Raw genomic sequence first — 12,282 nt, 5'->3', positions numbered from 1 at the left:
CCGCTAGATCCTCGGCATCTTCGAGAACAGCCGGAAAGCGTTCTCCGTCGTGATCCGCGCGACCTCTTCGTAGGACAGGCCGATCGTATCGGCGAGCACCTCTGCCGTGTTGACGACGTAGGACGGCTCGTTGCGCTTGCCGCGCCAGCGCTTCGGCGCGAGATAGGGCGCGTCTGTTTCCACAAGCAGCCGCTCATGCGGGATCGTCCTGGCGATCTCGCGCAGCTCTTCCGACTTCGGGAAGGTCAGGATGCCCGAGAAGGAAATATAGCCGCCGAGTGCGACACCGGTCTTGGCAAGCTCCGGGCCGGCGGAGAAGCAGTGGAGAATAAAGGGGAAGGCCCCCTTCCCGCTTTCCTCTGTCAGTATGTCAGCCATGTCCTCGTCGGCGCTGCGGCTGTGGATGACGAGCGGCAGCCGGGTCTCGCGCGCCGCCGCAATATGCCGACGAAAGCCGGTCTGCTGATCCTCAGGCTTCTGCGTGTCGTAGAAATAATCGAGACCGGCCTCGCCGATCGCCACCACCTTCTCATGGGCATTGGCGAGACGCACCAGCTCTTCCGTCTGGATATCCAGCTCTTCGTCGGCATTGTTCGGATGCGTGCCGACCGAGCAGAACACCGAGGGATATTTCTCGGTGATGGCAAGCAGCGTCTCGAGCTTGCGCACCCGCGTCGAGATCGTCACCATCTGCGCAACACCGGCCGAATGGGCGCGCGCGACGATCTCGTCCCGCTCCGCCTCGAAGTCGGCGAAATCAAGATGGCAATGCGTGTCGATCAACACGGCCTCAAGCCTCCGGAGCCACGTAGCGCGGGAAGACCGGCGTCGGCGCTTCGAGCGCCGTTCCGGCAACCAGACGGCCGGCTTCGCCGAGGGCAGCAAAATCGCGCTTGTCTGCAGGTGCTGCGACAAGATCGAGCAGCTTGCCGGATGATTCCGGCATGAAGGGCTGCAGCAGGATGGCAATCTGGCGCACGACTTCGGCGGTCACGTAGAGCACCGTGCCCATCCGCTCCGGATCGGTCTTCTTCAGTGCCCACGGCGCCTGGCCGGCGAAATAGCGGTCGGTCTCGGAGACGACCGAAATGATCGAGGCGAGCGCCCGATGGATCTGCTGCTTGCCCATATCTTCGCGGGTCGAGGCATGCAGCGCATCGACCTGTGCCAGCATCGCCTTGTCTTCGTCGCTGAGGACCCCGCATTCCGGGATCTTGCCGTCGCAATTCTTGACGATCATCGACAGCGAGCGGCTGGCGAGATTGCCGATGCCGTTGGCGAGGTCGGAGTTGATGCGGGTTCCGATTGCCTCTTCGCTATAGCTGCCGTCCTGGCCGAATGACACTTCGCGCAGGAAGAAGTAGCGCACCTGGTCGAGGCCGAAATGGTTCACCAGATTGACCGGATCGACGACGTTGCCGAGCGACTTCGACATCTTCTCGCCCTTGTTGAGCAGAAAGCCGTGGGCAAAGACCCGCTTCGGCAGCGGCAGCTTCGCCGACATCAGGAAGGCTGGCCAGTAGACGGCATGGAAGCGAATGATGTCCTTGCCGATGATGTGCACGTCGGCCGGCCAGTATTTCGCCCGCGGGCCGTTCCTGTCCTCGATATAGCCTGTTGCGGTGATGTAGTTGGTCAGTGCGTCGACCCAGACATACATGACGTGGGCCGGATCGTTCGGCACCTTGATGCCCCAGTCGAAGGTCGTGCGCGAGACCGAGAGATCCTTGAGGCCCGACTTGACGAAGGAGATCACCTCGTTGCGGCGCTCGGCCGGACCGATGAAGTCGGGGTTCGCCTCATAATGCGCAAGCAGCTTTTCCTGGTATTCGGAGAGCTTGAAGAAATAGCTTGCCTCTTCCACCCACTCGACAGGCGTGCCCTGCGGCCCGTAGCGCACGCCGTCAGCGCGCAGCTCCGTCTCGTTTTCCTGGTAATAGGCCTCGTCGCGCACCGAATACCAGCCGGCATAGCTGTCCTTGTAGATGTCGCCATTGTCGGCAATCAGCTTCCAGATGTTCCGCGACGTTTCGTGATGACGCTCCTGCGTGGTGCGGATGAAATCATCATTCGAGGCGTTGAGCAGCGTCGCCATCGCCTGGAATTCGCCGGAGTTGCGGTCGGCGAGCGCCTGCGCGGTGATCCCTTCGGCGCGCGCCGTCTGTTGCATCTTCTGGCCGTGTTCGTCGGTGCCGGTCAGGAAGAAGACATCCTTGCCATCCAGGCGCTGATAACGCGCCATCGCATCGGTCGCGATCAGCTCATAGGCATGGCCGATATGCGGCTTACCGTTAGGGTAGGAAATCGCGGTGGTGATGTAGAAGGGTGTCTTGTCTGTCATGGCGGCCAATGTCCGGCTAACTCTATAAAAATGGTCAGCCGCTCTTAGCGCATGTCACCGCCGAGCGAAACCTCAACTTTCCAGCTGTCGATGATTTCCCAGACGCTGGCGTGGTGAACTTGACTCGGCTTCTCGCCCAATCTACCCGTCTTGGGAAAGAGGGCGGGACAAGAACGAAGTGCCAGTTTTCATCTACCGGATTTGTCGCGGCCCCGCGCAGCCAGGGGCGCTTGTTTGACATTCGAGCCGCTCTATTCGCTTTCCGGTCTGTGTGTCGGCGCCCTCGTCGGTATCACCGGCGTTGGCGGCGGTTCGCTGATGACGCCCCTGCTGGTGTTGCTCTTCGGCGTTCATCCGGCCACTGCCGTCGGCACCGATCTTCTCTATGCGGCGATCACCAAGACGGCGGGCACAGCCGTTCACGGCATGCATGGGCGGGTCAACTGGAAGATCGTCGGCAGCCTCGCAGCCGGCAGCCTGCCGGCCGCCCTGCTGATGCTGTGGCTGCTGGCAGGCGTCGATCGCAAAAGCATCGGCGTGACCAATACCATCACCACCGCGCTCGGCTGGCTTCTCGTCATGACCGCGATCATGCTGGTCTTCCGTGGCCCGATCCTCGAATTGGCGCGCCGCGCCATCGGTGATCGAACGCCGCCAAAGCCGACGACCATCCTCGCCCTCACTGTCATTCTCGGGTTCGTTCTCGGCGTACTCGTCACCTTGACCTCGGTCGGGGCCGGCGCGCTGGGTGTGACGATCCTGCTGGTCCTCTATCCCCGGCTCGATGTGCGCGAGATCGTCGGTTCCGATATCGTCCATGCGGTACCGCTGACCTTGATCGGCGGCACGGGCTATTGGCTGATCGGCGAGATCGACTGGCCGATGCTGCTTGCCCTGCTGATCGGCTCTATCCCCGGCATCATCATTGGAAGCCTTCTGGCGCCGAAGCTGCACGAACGCACCATCCGCATCGTCCTTGCCGCCACGCTTGCTGTCGTCGCATTGAAGCTGTTGACCGGCTGATCAGAGCATGGTGCCGAAAAGTATCAGCGGTGACGCGCTTTAGAGGCCTGGCTGCTTGATATCGGCGAGAATGCTGATGATCGTCTGCTTGCGGTCGAGGTTGTAGGCATCGGAAACGGTGAGCCGTTCGGTGATCTCGGAATAGAGCCGCGCCAGCCGCTCCGCAGCAGTGATCTGCCCTTCGCCCGCTGCCACGCGAGCCCGGTTCATGATGTCGTCGCCGACGTGGCTGACGAAGAAATCGAAAATCGTGTCGCTTTCCCTCCCCGAAAGCGCGTCGGCCAGCCGATGCATTGCCTTGCGTGCTGTCGGTCCCTCGGCGGATAGCATCTCGTCATAGGCGGCGATGATCTCGCCGCCGCCGTAGTTCAAGAGTTTCAGCGCCTCACCGACGCTGCCCTTGGCGGCCGAAAGCACCGCCCCGCCTTCGCCTGATATGCCGAGATGGGCAAGGGCCGCGACGAGTTCATCGTCGGCGAGCGGCGCCAGCTTCAGCGGCAGGCAGCGCGAGCGGATCGTCGGTAGCAGCCGTCCCGGCGCATGCGAGAGCACCAGGAAAAGCGCCCGCTTCGGCGGTTCTTCCAGGATCTTCAGGATGGCGTTGGCCGCATTGCGGTTCATGTCGTCGGCCGGATCGATAATGACGATCCGCCAGTTGCCGGTACCGGAGGTCTGCGAGAAGAATTTGCCGGCGCGGCGCACCTCGTCGACTGTTATCGCTGATTTCACCTTGCCTGTCTTTTCGTCCACCGGCCGGGCAAGGTGCAGGAGATTGTGCGAGGCGCCCGACGCGATCTGCCGGCTGACGGGAGAGGCAGGATCCGGATCGCCGATCGTCTCCGGCGCTGTCTCGGGATCGGGATGCGAGAGCACGTGATTGGCGAAGCGGAAGGCGAGCGTCGCCTTGCCGATGCCTTCCGGCCCCTCGATCAGGATGGCGTGATGGCCCTTGCCGGACCGGTAGGACTGCGCAAGGAAGGCTTCCGCATCCTTATGGCCGAACAGCCTGGTATTTTCTCCCGGCCAGATGGCGCCGTCGAGCAGTCCGGGCCTTTCCTCACTCATACCGGGCCTCACTCATGATGTGCGGCTTCCGGCATTCGGGCACGGCCTGCGGGCGATAGCAACTGTTTGACGATCGCCAGGATCTCGGCGCCGATCGTCTCTTCCGCCTGCATGGCGTTGACCACGTGGCAGCGCTCCGGCTCGCGGGCGGCGATATCGAGAAAGGCCTCGCGCCGTTTCTCGTGCGTTTCCAGCCGCTCCTTCTCGAAGCGATCGGGAGCATCGGCCGCAGCACGCTTTTGCGCCCGCTCCAGCCCGACCTTGGCGGGGATGTCGAGAATCACGGTGCAATCCGGCATGACGCCATTGATGGCGATGCGCTGCAGCGTCTCGATGAAATCGGGCTCGAGATTGCCGGTGACGCCCTGGTAGACCCGGGAGGAATCCATGAAGCGGTCGCAGAGCACGACCTTGCCTGATGCAAGGGCCGGCCGGATCACCTCTTCGACATGGTCGTTGCGGGCCGCGGCAAAGAGGATCGCCTCCATTCGCGTGCCGAAGGCTTCGGCAGCCCCCGACAACAGCACATGGCGCACCGCTTCGGCGCCCGGCGATCCGCCTGGTTCGCGCGTCACCAGCACGTCGTGACCTTCGCCCTTCAGCGCCTCGGCGAGGCGGCGGATCTGCGTGGATTTCCCAGCGCCTTCCCCGCCTTCAAACGTAACGAACAATCCCGTACCGGATGACAATGACAACTTCCCGCATTCCAGGCGCCGCACGCGCCCTGCTCCTTCTATCTATCCGAAGATATCAGGTAGGAAAACCTTTTGCCGCGGCGACATATTCACCTTTCCCGGCAAATTGCATGAAAGGACCGGGCTTTTAGCCGGGCGCGGACTTATCCCAGAGCCAGGAGAAGAACAGCGATTCGCCGAGTTCCAACACGGCGTCGACCGCCCGGCTGCTGAGCGAGCCTTCGCCGACCGCCTGCACGGTATAGAGCGGCACTTCCCTGAGCAGCCGGCTGCCGGCAAAAATCCTCAGCGTGCCTGCCTGGGTATCCGGCTTGACCGGCGCCGTCAGCGGCCAGCGATAGATGATGCGCGCCGACAGCCGGTCGGGATTGCTGATCGGAATATAGACGCTGACCGGCGCCTTGGCGACGAGATCGACGGTGCGTGCCGTGCCGCCATAGACGCTGGCGGCACCGATCACTTCCTTCTCGGCGAAGATCTGCCGGTTTTCGAAGGCCGTCAGCCCCCATTCGAGCACCCGCTTGGCCTCCTCCGTCCGCTCCTTGTCGGAATCGATGCCGGCAAGCGCCAGAAACAGCCGCCGGCCGTCGCGCTCAACCGACGCGACGATCGAATACCCCTCGCCCTCGGTAAAGCCGGTCGCCAGCCCATCGGCGCCGAGATCGAGCCCGAGCAGCGGGTTGCGGTTGCGCTGGAAAATCTTGTTCCACTCGAAATCCGGCTGGGCGAAATAGGGATAGAGGTTCGGATAGGTCTGCTGCAGGGTCGCGGCAAGCGTGACCATTTCGCGCGCCGTCACCTTGCTCTTGCCGTCGGGAAGGCCGGTGGAATTGCCGAACTCAGCTTTCTCCATGCCGAGCTCGTGGGCCCGGCGCGTCATCGACACGGCAAATTGCTGCTCGCTACCGGCCATGCCTTCGGCGAGGATGATGCAGCTGTCATTGGCGCCCTGGATGGCGACGCCCTTGATCAGGTCCTCGACGCGCACGTGCGATTTGAGGCTGGCAAACATCGTTGCCGTCCGCGACGGCGCGCCGCCCGTCCGCCAGGCATATTCGGAAACGGGATATTCGGTATCGAGCGTGATCTGGCCCTTCGTCACCGCCTCGAAGACGAGATCCATCGTCATCAGCTTGGCGAGCGAAGCCGGCGAAAAGCCCTGGTCCTCGTTCTTGGCGAGAAGCACAGTGCCGGTGGCAGCCTCGATCATATAGGCCTGCGCCGCCTTGGTAGCGAAACCGGCGGCACCGCCATCGGCTGCAAACGCGCCGGTGGCAAACGGCATCAGGCATGCAAGCAGGCGAAGCGCAGGCTTCAGCATCGCAATTTCCATTTATGGAGCGGCGTATGTCGAGAGGTTAGAGCCAGCGAGAATCCGATGCAATGCCATGCTCAGCGCGCGACGGATTTGGCCTGATGACGCTTGGCTGCCGCAAGGATCGAATCCTGCGTCAGCCCGTCATTGCGCACCATCACCGCATCGAAAGCGAGATCGACTGTCACCGTCTTCACCTCTTCGTCCTGGTAGCCGAGCGCCAGCGAATTATGAGGCCGCTCATAAGGCATCGGACCGATCTCGGGCAGTACGACCATCTGATCCATGGCCTGCGCGCCATTGTTGAAGGACGGCGGCGATGGCGCGACCAGAACATGGGCAGCCGGTGCCAGAGCGGGTGCTGCGTTGTAGCGTGCGCTCGGCGTCGAGCCGGCATAGGAGGTTGCCGACATCGGCACCGGCACGTTGGCCGGCGTCTCGTAATCTTCCGAACTCTGCAGCTGGTCGCGGGTGATCTTGCGGCTGTTGGAGGCGACCATCACGCCGGTTGCGATCTGGCCTTCCGGATTGACGCCGGGAATACGGCTGCCCTTCGGCACGTAGGAAGCCATCAGATAGGGCATATCGTGGCCGTCCATACGGGCGCGGCCAACATATTGCACGCGCACCTTGCCGGTGCCGCTGTGCTGCAGATCGAGCATATCGGCCGTCTTGTTGGAAAGGTCGATGATACGGCCTTCGTGATAGGGGCCGCGATCGTTGACGCGCACGATGACGGAGGAGCCACTTTCGAGATTGGTGACGCGCGCATAGCTCGGCAGCGGGAAGGTCGGATGCGCGGCGGAAAGATGCATCTGGTCGTAGACTTCGCCGTTCGCCGTTAGACGCCCGTGAAAGGCCGAACCATACCAGGAGGCGACGCCGACCTTGTTATAGGCGAAGTCTTCCTTCGGGTAGTACCACCTGCCCTTCACCTCGTAGGGGTTGCCGACGATGTAGCGGCCGCCGCCCTTGGGGATATTGTTGCCGGTGGCGACCCGCGGGCTCGCCTTCACGCCATATTCGGATTCGGAGAAATATTCTTTGCCGTGGGATTTTTTCTTCGGCACTGCCTGCGTCGTGCCACACGCCGCAACCGTTGCACACATCGCCGAGATCGCCAGCCACCGTGCTGTCGTTGCGAAAGACGCCGCCCCGTATTCCAGTTTCATATGTCCCACGCCGCTCAAAGATCGTTATGGTTAAGGAACCTTGCCCCATCCTGGGCCAATAACGCCTTATCCCCACCCGCCTAACGAGGCTTTAATCTTGTTAAGTTCATGGCAAATTTACGAACGATTTCGCAGCGATAGCGACAATTCTAATGATTATGGTTTATAAATCACTAACGCGAGCCCTTTCCGCCTACCCTTCCGCCGCCGCAATGAGGCCCGAAATCATCGTGCCGATGCGGGGCATATGGTGAACATCTGGGCGCTTCCGCATGCCCCAAAAGCTCCATATTGAAACACGGTCTGCGCGTATTTCGCGAGCGGCAGTCCGGCACTCCTTGCCTATCCCGGCGATATGACGCTATGCACGCTCATCGCGGGTTGGGGGCATGAGAATGGGCCGAATTTTCAAAAGCTTGATCTTGTTGGTGGTGATGTCAGCCTCATCGGCGGTCGGCGCCGCCACGGAGAGTTTCCCCGCCTATTGGCGCAAGACGATGACCAATGATCCCTCGACGAATTTTTATCTTGCGGAGACCTTGAAACCCTTGCCGAACAAGGATGCCGAAACCCTCAAGGTGCTCAGGCTGTCGCTGATCGCCGGCAACCTATGCCTCGGTGCCGCCGTCGATAGGAGAACAGGCGAAGCCTATCTGCAGCGGGCCGGCTATGACCGCATCCGCGGAAAGACGTGGGACGAAGCCGCCTTCCTTGCCGACGACTGGTTCAAATATTTCAACTACCGCTCCCTCGCCCATCTCTGCGCCGGCATCGACTATATTTTCGGGCCGAAGGGAAAGCTGGTGCCCAATCTGGTAAAGGCCGGCAAGGGTGAACCGAAGGGACCCTACGATCCCCAAAATCCCTACCTGCGGCTTCCACCCCTGCGCAAGCCGAATGGGTAGGTCACCCCGCCGACTGGCTATGATGCAACGCGGATCGCGTATTTGACTCTTCGTGGCTGTATGGGAACGAAATGGCCGCCGCAGGCTTTGAAGGTTTAGACCTTTGGAGGATCACCATGAACGATGAAACCCTGACGCAGCTCGACACGGTCAGCCAACAATTGCATGCCCGATCTCTCGCGCTTTCCCAACCAGATAAAGACAACGACATCGCAATCCTGATGTCGGCACTCGCCGTGACGATGGATGCGGTTCGCTCTCTCTGCGAGGATATGAACCAGCTCAACGGTCCGAAGGGCCTCGGATCCGACGGGGGCTAGCTCTCTCATGTCTCCGGCGCAATTCACGGAGAGCTTGCGCCGGGGAACGCGTGATACGCGCGAAACACTTCTTCCACATCGGTGGACCGCCACCTACGCTGCCGGTGGACGATACCGAATAGACTTCGCCTTTTCCAAGGCTTCGATCGTATCCTCGACGCTGAGGAGGACAGTGGTCTCCATGGAGCTGAGCGCGCCTCCTGCACCGATAGCAAGCGCGACTGCCGCCATCGATACGTTGTCAGGCGCCTCCCACAGATTCCAACCATCACGCTCGCCGAAGGCGTACCAGAATCCATGGAGCTTTCCGCCCACAGACTCGATGTAACTGCGTGCCGCCTCTCGGCGATCCTCGGGGTTTTCGATCATTCGCGCCCACGTCTCGGGCGTGTAGCTGAAGCGCGTGAGATACATGGCCATGGTTCGTTTCCTCCGCCAGAACAACACAGTAAACGCTCAAGCCGGGGCGAACGCGAGTCATTTCCAATGTACGGAACAGGCCGCCCTGCCTGTTTCGTTTCGCAAAGAGGCAGAGACTGAGCGAACGTGTCGCGCGAATGAGGGACGGGATGTCGCCTTGCATTCATTGAGGACGTAATAACTACGGGAAAAGCGGTAGTAGACGCCTACCGGATGGCCAGAAAACCCATCCCATCACGAATCTGCGTATTTCTTGGCCGTAACCCGAAGCCGGTCGCTGTAGTCATAGATCTGGTCAAGACTATCCACGATTAGCCGCTCCTCACTCTCGCCGTCGAATAGACCGATGTATTTGACCGATCGATTGAACCAAAGTCGAGCGAGCGGTTTGCGGTTATTGTTGTCGATCAAGATACCGCAATAGGACTTTTGGTCTCGCATGATTACGCGCTTCGAAGAGATGGTGTCGCGGACAATTGCCTTCACGATCATATAGCCCTCGCGTTCTTCTTCTGTCGTTACGACATCAGGCTCCTCCTCGACGGGCGTATCGATCTTCTCAATTACCTCCTCGGTGTCAGCGAGGGCACTGGAAAGCCTACTCTTCACGGTGTCCATAATGACTTCACGAAAGGCTGTCCTAACAACGCCGGTCAGCATTTCTTTGACCTGTGCGGTCATTCGGCCCTCGTAGACGCCGCCAGAAACGGTGCGCACAAAATCATCGGTCGGCTCTTCGATCAGCTTGGAGATTACCTGCTTTATACCGGAGGTGTATTTCAGGCGCTCGGCCGTCGCCAGGATCGCCGCAACATCAAATGCGGACTTCTCGAATTTTCGTAGTTCGGTGACTATGCCAGCACTGAAGTCTGTCACGTCAAAAACAAAAAATGGCCTAGTGTCGAGTTTATTGGGAGCGTCGAGGTCGGTGTAAAAATTGAATGTCCGTCCATTAGTTAGGATTGCGAATTTCGCGTTGGTTACGCTGAAATATCGGTAAAGCTGATCGAGGTGCTTCTTGTCGAGTGACACTGAGATCGGCTTGCATTCGATCAGGATGCGGATCTCGTTATCGATCTTGATCGCATAGTCGACCTTCTCGCCCTTTTTCCCGACGGCATCGGCGGTGAACTCCGGCACCACCTCAGTTGGATCGAAGACATCGTAGCCCAAGGACCGAAGGAAAGGCAGCACGACGGCTGTCTTTACGGCTTCTTCCGTAGCCATGGTGCTTGAATGCGATTTCACGCGTTCAGATATCGCGCGCAGACTTTCTTCTATCGTGCTCATGATTCCCCCAGCAGTTATAAAAGGAAGAGTTGCTGAAGTACGAATTCCAGTCAATCCAGAATTGCGGGGCAAATGACGAATTGATTGTATGCGCGATCGGGTGGTTATCGACAAAAAGCTTTCCTGCCAGTCCTAGATCTCCATTCAAGATGCAGAAGACACCGACTTAATGAGCGGGGATTGGATGCGTCCGGTACCTTTTGCAGCCTCAGCGCTTTATTTCAGATCCGGTGCTACAACGGCGGCGTTAACGATGGGGGATCATGAAGTTTGAGATTGTAGCATTGGCCATGCTGATCGGCGTGTCAGTTGCAGACCGAGCTTGGGCATATTGAGCCGACCGCACCATCATGCGTGAACGGGTCCGGCAGATTTGATGACCAATACGACTTCGACAATTGCCAACGCAATGTCGAGAACTTCAAATCGGAGATTGAGAGCTTCGTTGACTGCAAGCTACGAGAAATCAATGAAGCTGACGATGAGGCGGAGCAAGCTGCGGAGGAAGCTAGGAGCAAGGCCACTGAGGCACAAGACGTTGCGAGCAAGGCCAAGAATGAAGTTGAAAGGCTCAGTTCTGATCACAGCCAGGCCGTCAATGATTTCAATACGAGAGCAGGCAACTAAGCAGGAGCTCTTAGTCAGCAACGGAGCGTCTTCTCGCCGTCTGGTTGAGGTCAAAGCGCGCCTCCACAGTGCGGCAGACGTGGGTTGGCTCCCTCTTCGACCCAGCTTGGTGCCGAGCCACGCTCGACCTATATTCGCAAGTGAGGCCGGGAGTGCTGGCAAATGCTGCAGAGCAAGTTGACGCTGCTATCAAAGCTGCTAAAAAGCCAGCCATCGAGTGATTGGGTAGCAAATCGGTCGCAATAGCCGGTTCGCAGAAATCAACAGAATGTCGATTTCACCACCTTTTCAAGCAGATGGAAGAGTGTCCGAGTGGTTTAAGGAACCGGTCTTGAAAATTAGATAAAATTTCGGTTTTATCGTTTGTTTTCAAGGGCATTCAGAAAAAATCTGCGCCCAATCTGCGCCAGTTTTGCAATCTGGCGCAGAATCGCAATGCGGATGGATGGCCGAGTGGTTTAAGGCACTGGTCTTGAAAACCAGCGAACCGAAAGGTTCCGTGGGTTCGAATCCCACTCCATCCGCCAATCCGAACGCAGCAGGGTGACGGTTCGGCCCAGCTATGTCATTCTCGGCGACATGCCCGTCTCCTCGAAAAGAACGCCGTCCTCCGATCCGCATCGCTCCCTGCGGGCGGTGACGATCACGAATCCGTACTACTCCCCGGCGCATGACGGTGAGGCGAGTAACCCGCGAACGGTTCCGGCGATCGTCAACCTCAAGGAAAGCGCTATCACGATGCTGGCCTCACGCGGCCGGATCGACGCCGCTCAGCTCGCAGCCGCGACGAGGTTCCGCGCCTTATGGGAAGCCGTGTGCCGGAGCACGCGGGGGATCGATTACGGCCGCGAGCCGGTAGACGGCGGCGGTCAGGCGGACCCGATCGGTCACCGCCAGATGCACGCGGCCGAGGAGCTTCGGCGCATCCGACCTCTGCTTTGCGAGAAGGGCTACTGGTTGGTATCCCGGATATGTGGCGAGGGCTATTCCCTCGGTGAAATCGTCGGCCCAGGTGCCAGCAAGCGGGCCAAGCTGAAAGCCGCCCGCGACCTCCGCGAATACCTCGATCTGCTCTGTGAATTCTGGAACCTGTCCACCCGGCGTTGATG

General features: G+C 59.8%; 13 protein-coding genes and 1 tRNA gene. 6 read left to right on the top strand and 8 right to left on the bottom strand.

The window, feature by feature from the left end; all coding sequences use genetic code 11:
* Positions 1-3: 3 nt before the first annotated feature.
* Positions 4-786: a TatD family hydrolase gene (locus tag BS629_RS30290; protein WP_018242063.1), complete on the bottom strand. Its 783-nt coding sequence runs from the start codon at positions 784-786 to the stop codon at positions 4-6.
* 4 nt (positions 787-790) lie between these two features.
* On the bottom strand, positions 791-2,341 hold the full coding sequence (gene metG, locus BS629_RS30285) for a methionine--tRNA ligase (protein WP_018242064.1): 1,551 nt from the start codon (positions 2,339-2,341) through the stop codon (positions 791-793).
* A 234-nt stretch (positions 2,342-2,575) separates the two neighbouring features.
* Here metG and BS629_RS30280 point away from each other — a divergent pair, with 234 nt between their 5' ends.
* Complete coding sequence (locus BS629_RS30280) at positions 2,576-3,364, top strand: sulfite exporter TauE/SafE family protein (RefSeq protein WP_018242065.1); 789 nt, start codon at positions 2,576-2,578, stop codon at positions 3,362-3,364.
* A gap of 39 nt (positions 3,365-3,403) precedes the next feature.
* Here BS629_RS30280 and BS629_RS30275 read toward each other — a convergent pair whose 3' ends face one another.
* The 4 genes from BS629_RS30275 to BS629_RS30260 form a co-directional block, all read right to left on the bottom strand.
* Entirely contained in the window at positions 3,404-4,429 is a 1,026-nt protein-coding gene (locus tag BS629_RS30275) for a DNA polymerase III subunit delta' (protein ID WP_018242066.1), read from the bottom strand.
* An 8-nt stretch (positions 4,430-4,437) separates the two neighbouring features.
* Positions 4,438-5,118, bottom strand: coding sequence for a dTMP kinase (tmk, locus tag BS629_RS30270; RefSeq protein WP_018242067.1), 681 nt, complete (start codon positions 5,116-5,118; stop codon positions 4,438-4,440).
* Positions 5,119-5,251: 133 nt separating this feature from the next.
* On the bottom strand, positions 5,252-6,445 hold the full coding sequence (locus tag BS629_RS30265) for a D-alanyl-D-alanine carboxypeptidase family protein (protein ID WP_018242068.1): 1,194 nt from the start codon (positions 6,443-6,445) through the stop codon (positions 5,252-5,254).
* Positions 6,446-6,516: 71 nt separating this feature from the next.
* Positions 6,517-7,611, bottom strand: a complete 1,095-nt coding sequence (locus tag BS629_RS30260) for a septal ring lytic transglycosylase RlpA family protein (RefSeq protein ID WP_018242069.1) — start codon at positions 7,609-7,611, stop codon at positions 6,517-6,519.
* A 395-nt stretch (positions 7,612-8,006) separates the two neighbouring features.
* On the opposite strand from BS629_RS30260, the gene BS629_RS30255 reads away from it, so the two are divergent.
* Positions 8,007-8,516, top strand: a complete 510-nt coding sequence (locus BS629_RS30255) for a hypothetical protein (protein WP_018242070.1) — start codon at positions 8,007-8,009, stop codon at positions 8,514-8,516.
* A 116-nt stretch (positions 8,517-8,632) separates the two neighbouring features.
* Positions 8,633-8,836 (top strand): hypothetical protein, encoded by a 204-nt coding sequence (locus BS629_RS30250; RefSeq protein ID WP_018445297.1) that lies wholly within the window; start codon positions 8,633-8,635, stop codon positions 8,834-8,836.
* A 93-nt stretch (positions 8,837-8,929) separates the two neighbouring features.
* Here BS629_RS30250 and BS629_RS30245 read toward each other — a convergent pair whose 3' ends face one another.
* Positions 8,930-9,256 (bottom strand): GYD domain-containing protein, encoded by a 327-nt coding sequence (locus BS629_RS30245; RefSeq protein ID WP_018242072.1) that lies wholly within the window; start codon positions 9,254-9,256, stop codon positions 8,930-8,932.
* Positions 9,257-9,490: 234 nt separating this feature from the next.
* A complete protein-coding gene (locus tag BS629_RS30240; protein WP_020493390.1) occupies positions 9,491-10,546 on the bottom strand; it encodes a type I restriction endonuclease in 1,056 nt (351 codons plus the stop codon).
* Positions 10,547-10,855: 309 nt separating this feature from the next.
* Here BS629_RS30240 and BS629_RS30235 point away from each other — a divergent pair, with 309 nt between their 5' ends.
* From BS629_RS30235 to BS629_RS30225, 3 genes are all read left to right on the top strand, one after another.
* Positions 10,856-11,173: a hypothetical protein gene (locus tag BS629_RS30235; protein ID WP_018242074.1), complete on the top strand. Its 318-nt coding sequence runs from the start codon at positions 10,856-10,858 to the stop codon at positions 11,171-11,173.
* Between the two features lie 439 nt (positions 11,174-11,612).
* Positions 11,613-11,700 (top strand) — tRNA-Ser (locus BS629_RS30230).
* 52 nt (positions 11,701-11,752) lie between these two features.
* The gene (locus BS629_RS30225; protein WP_077988761.1) at positions 11,753-12,280 is read left to right on the top strand and encodes a hypothetical protein; all 528 of its coding nucleotides are present in this window, start codon (positions 11,753-11,755) and stop codon (positions 12,278-12,280) included.
* Positions 12,281-12,282: the final 2 nt, after the last annotated feature.

It is taken from the genome of Rhizobium leguminosarum bv. viciae USDA 2370 (genome assembly GCF_002008365.1).
In the GTDB taxonomy this organism is placed as follows: domain Bacteria; phylum Pseudomonadota; class Alphaproteobacteria; order Rhizobiales; family Rhizobiaceae; genus Rhizobium; species Rhizobium leguminosarum.
The sequence above is the reverse complement of the archived record's forward strand: the minus strand, read 5'-3'. Positions and strand labels throughout refer to the sequence as shown.

Bases quoted from the DNA above. Each gene is read 5' to 3' on its own strand.
- metG (WP_018242064.1), bottom strand. From the start codon at position 2,341: ATGACAGACAAGACACCCTTCTACATCACCACCGCGATTTCCTACCCT.
- BS629_RS30275 (WP_018242066.1), bottom strand. From the start codon at position 4,429: ATGAGTGAGGAAAGGCCCGGACTGCTCGACGGCGCCATCTGGCCGGGA.
- BS629_RS30265 (WP_018242068.1), bottom strand. From the start codon at position 6,445: ATGCTGAAGCCTGCGCTTCGCCTGCTTGCATGCCTGATGCCGTTTGCC.
- BS629_RS30260 (WP_018242069.1), bottom strand. From the start codon at position 7,611: ATGAAACTGGAATACGGGGCGGCGTCTTTCGCAACGACAGCACGGTGG.
- BS629_RS30255 (WP_018242070.1), top strand. From the start codon at position 8,007: ATGGGCCGAATTTTCAAAAGCTTGATCTTGTTGGTGGTGATGTCAGCC.
- BS629_RS30250 (WP_018445297.1), top strand. From the start codon at position 8,633: ATGAACGATGAAACCCTGACGCAGCTCGACACGGTCAGCCAACAATTG.
- BS629_RS30245 (WP_018242072.1), bottom strand. From the start codon at position 9,256: ATGGCCATGTATCTCACGCGCTTCAGCTACACGCCCGAGACGTGGGCG.
- BS629_RS30240 (WP_020493390.1), bottom strand. From the start codon at position 10,546: ATGAGCACGATAGAAGAAAGTCTGCGCGCGATATCTGAACGCGTGAAA.
- BS629_RS30225 (WP_077988761.1), top strand. From the start codon at position 11,753: ATGCCCGTCTCCTCGAAAAGAACGCCGTCCTCCGATCCGCATCGCTCC.